Source organism: Streptomyces phytophilus, from assembly GCF_013870535.1.
GTDB lineage: Bacteria > Actinomycetota > Actinomycetes > Streptomycetales > Streptomycetaceae > Streptomyces > Streptomyces phytophilus.
This window is the reverse complement of sequence record NZ_JACBXC010001017.1, coordinates 1-2,226: the sequence shown is the minus strand read 5'-3', so window position 1 is coordinate 2,226 and position 2,226 is coordinate 1. Positions and strand designations below refer to the sequence as shown.

Annotated in this window: 5 protein-coding genes; all 5 read left to right on the top strand. The window is 73.4% G+C overall.

Features of this window, described 5'->3' with window-relative positions; translation table 11 throughout:
• Positions 1-197, top strand: a 197-nt coding sequence (locus H5J30_RS36075; protein WP_220189459.1) for a hypothetical protein, incomplete at its 5' end; no start/stop codon positions are given.
• On the top strand, positions 194-598 hold the full coding sequence (locus H5J30_RS28465; RefSeq protein ID WP_181790157.1) for a roadblock/LC7 domain-containing protein: 405 nt from the start codon (positions 194-196) through the stop codon (positions 596-598). The genes H5J30_RS36075 and H5J30_RS28465, both read left to right, overlap by 4 nt.
• Positions 599-605: 7 nt before the next feature.
• Positions 606-974, top strand: a complete 369-nt coding sequence (locus H5J30_RS28460) for a DUF742 domain-containing protein (protein WP_018838510.1) — start codon at positions 606-608, stop codon at positions 972-974.
• Positions 952-1,629, top strand: a complete 678-nt coding sequence (locus tag H5J30_RS28455; RefSeq protein WP_181790156.1) for a GTP-binding protein — start codon at positions 952-954, stop codon at positions 1,627-1,629. Before H5J30_RS28460 ends, H5J30_RS28455 begins: the two co-directional genes overlap by 23 nt.
• A partial coding sequence (locus tag H5J30_RS28450; RefSeq protein ID WP_181790155.1) for a GAF domain-containing protein occupies positions 1,626-2,226 on the top strand: 601 nt, incomplete at its 3' end. The genes H5J30_RS28455 and H5J30_RS28450, both read left to right, overlap by 4 nt.

The following is a 2,226-nucleotide window of genomic DNA, read 5'->3' as shown; positions in this document are numbered from 1 at the left end:
AGCTGCGCCGCGAACCCGGCCTCCCCGGAGGCGCCGTACCCGGCGGCGCGGCCCCCTCGGCCACCCCCCTGAACACCGGCCTCATGGCCAGCTTCACCGCCGGCTCCCGCGCCGCGGAGGACGGCGAACAGGCCGACCCCACCCCCTCCCTCTCCCCCACGCACCAGCACCGATCCACGGAAGGCCCGTCTTCGTGAGCGAAAGCCTCGACTGGCTTCTGGCCAACTTCGTCCAGCAGGTCGCCAGCGCACGCAGCGCCGTCGTCGCCTCGACGGACGGCGTGCGGATGCACGCACACGACCTCGACACCGCCGCCGCCGACCGGCTCGCCGCGGTGGCCACCGGGCTCTTCTCGCTCGGCGGCGGCATCGGGACCGACACCGTGCGCGGCGTGCGCCAGGTGCTCGTGGAGCACGAGGACGTGGTGCTCTGCGTGATGGCGGCGGGCCCCGGCGCCGTGCTGGCCGTGCTCGCGGAGCCGGACGCGGACCTGGGCGTGATCGGCTACGAGATGGGCCAGTTGGTCAAGCGCGTCCCGACCCATCTCACCTCCCCCGCGCGGACGGCCGTGACCGCGGCCCCTGGCCACGCCCGGTGACAGTGACATGACGTCGTACGACGACGCCCCCTGGGTGACGGACGGCGCCCCGCGGTTACGCCCGTACGCGGTCACCGGCGGGCGCACCGCGCCGACCCGCCGGCTGGCCCTGGAGACCCTGGTCATCGCCGCCCGGACGCTGCCCCGGGTGCCGCTGACGCCGGAGCACGACGAGACGCTGCGGGAGTGCCGCGCGGGCCCGCGCTCGGTGGCGGAGGTGGCCGGCCGGCTCGGGCTGCCGGTGGCGGTCACCAAGATCCTGCTGTGCGACCTGCTCGACACCTGCGCGCTCATCCTGACGGCGCCCGCGGGCCCGCCCGACCCCACCGACCCATACCTACTGGAGAAGGTCCTTGTCGGACTACGCAATCTCTGACGACTCCTTCGTCCCGCTGAAGATCGTGATAGCCGGCGGGTTCGGGGTCGGCAAGACCACGATGGTCGGTGCGGTGAGCGAGATCCCGCCGCTGACGACCGAGGAGACCCTGACCGCCGCGAGCGTCGACCACGACAGCCTGGACGGGGTGCCGGAGAAGGACGCGACCACCGTCGCCATGGACTTCGGCCGCATCACCCTCAGCGCCCACCGCATGATGCTGCTGCTGTTCGGCACGCCGGGCCAGAAGCGGTTCTGGTTCATGTGGGACCACCTCGCGAGCGGCGCCATCGGCGCCGTCGTCCTCGCCGACACCCGGCGGCTCGCGGACTGCTTCGCGGCCGTCGAGTACTTCGAGCGGCGCGGCCTGCCGTTCGTGGTGGGCATCAACGAGTTCGACGACGCCTACCACTACACCCCGGAAGAGGTGAAGGCCGCGCTCCATCTGCGCAGCGACACCCCGGTGATGTGCTGCGACGCCCGCGCCACCAGCTCCGCGCGCCACCTGCTGATCAAGCTGGTCGAGCACGCGCACGCCCGGTCCGTGGCGGCCAGGGCCGCGGCCCCGGCGGAGCCGGCGCCCGAGGCCGGGGCAGCGTCCGCGTCCGAGTCCGCACAGCCCGTGCCCACCTCCCCACCGAGGAGCCCCGCATGACGACCTTCGACCACCACACCGCCCGCCATCTGATGACCGACGGGGAGCAGGACCAGGAGCTGGAGCGGCGCAAGCAGCGGCTGCACGAACTCGGCCTGGGCGACCGCCCGGACCCGGAGTTCGACGCCTTCGCCGCCCGCCTCGCCGAGGGCGCCGCGTCGCTGGCCCAGCTGGGCGGGACCCCGTACGCGATGGTCAACCTGATCACCGACCATCAGTACTTCACCGGCCTGTACGCGCCGCCCGCCGACTGGGCCGACCCCAGCCTCGCCGACCAGTCCGGCGGCAAGCCGGAGGTCAGCCGGATCATGGACCGCGACCACGGCTACTGCCCGCACGTCGTCGGCCGGCGCACCGCGCTCGTGCTGCCCGACGTGTGCGCGTACCCGCGCTTCGCGGGCAACCCGGTGGTGGACCAGATCGGCATCCGCACCTACATGGGCGCGCCGCTCATCGACCCGGTGACGGACGTGACGCTGGGCACCGTGTGCGTGGTGGACACCGAGCCGCGCCCGTGGGGGCGGCAGGCGCAGGAGGGGCTGGAGTTCATCAAGACCCAGGCCCGCTCGCTGATGGAGATCCTCGAAGAGCGCAGCC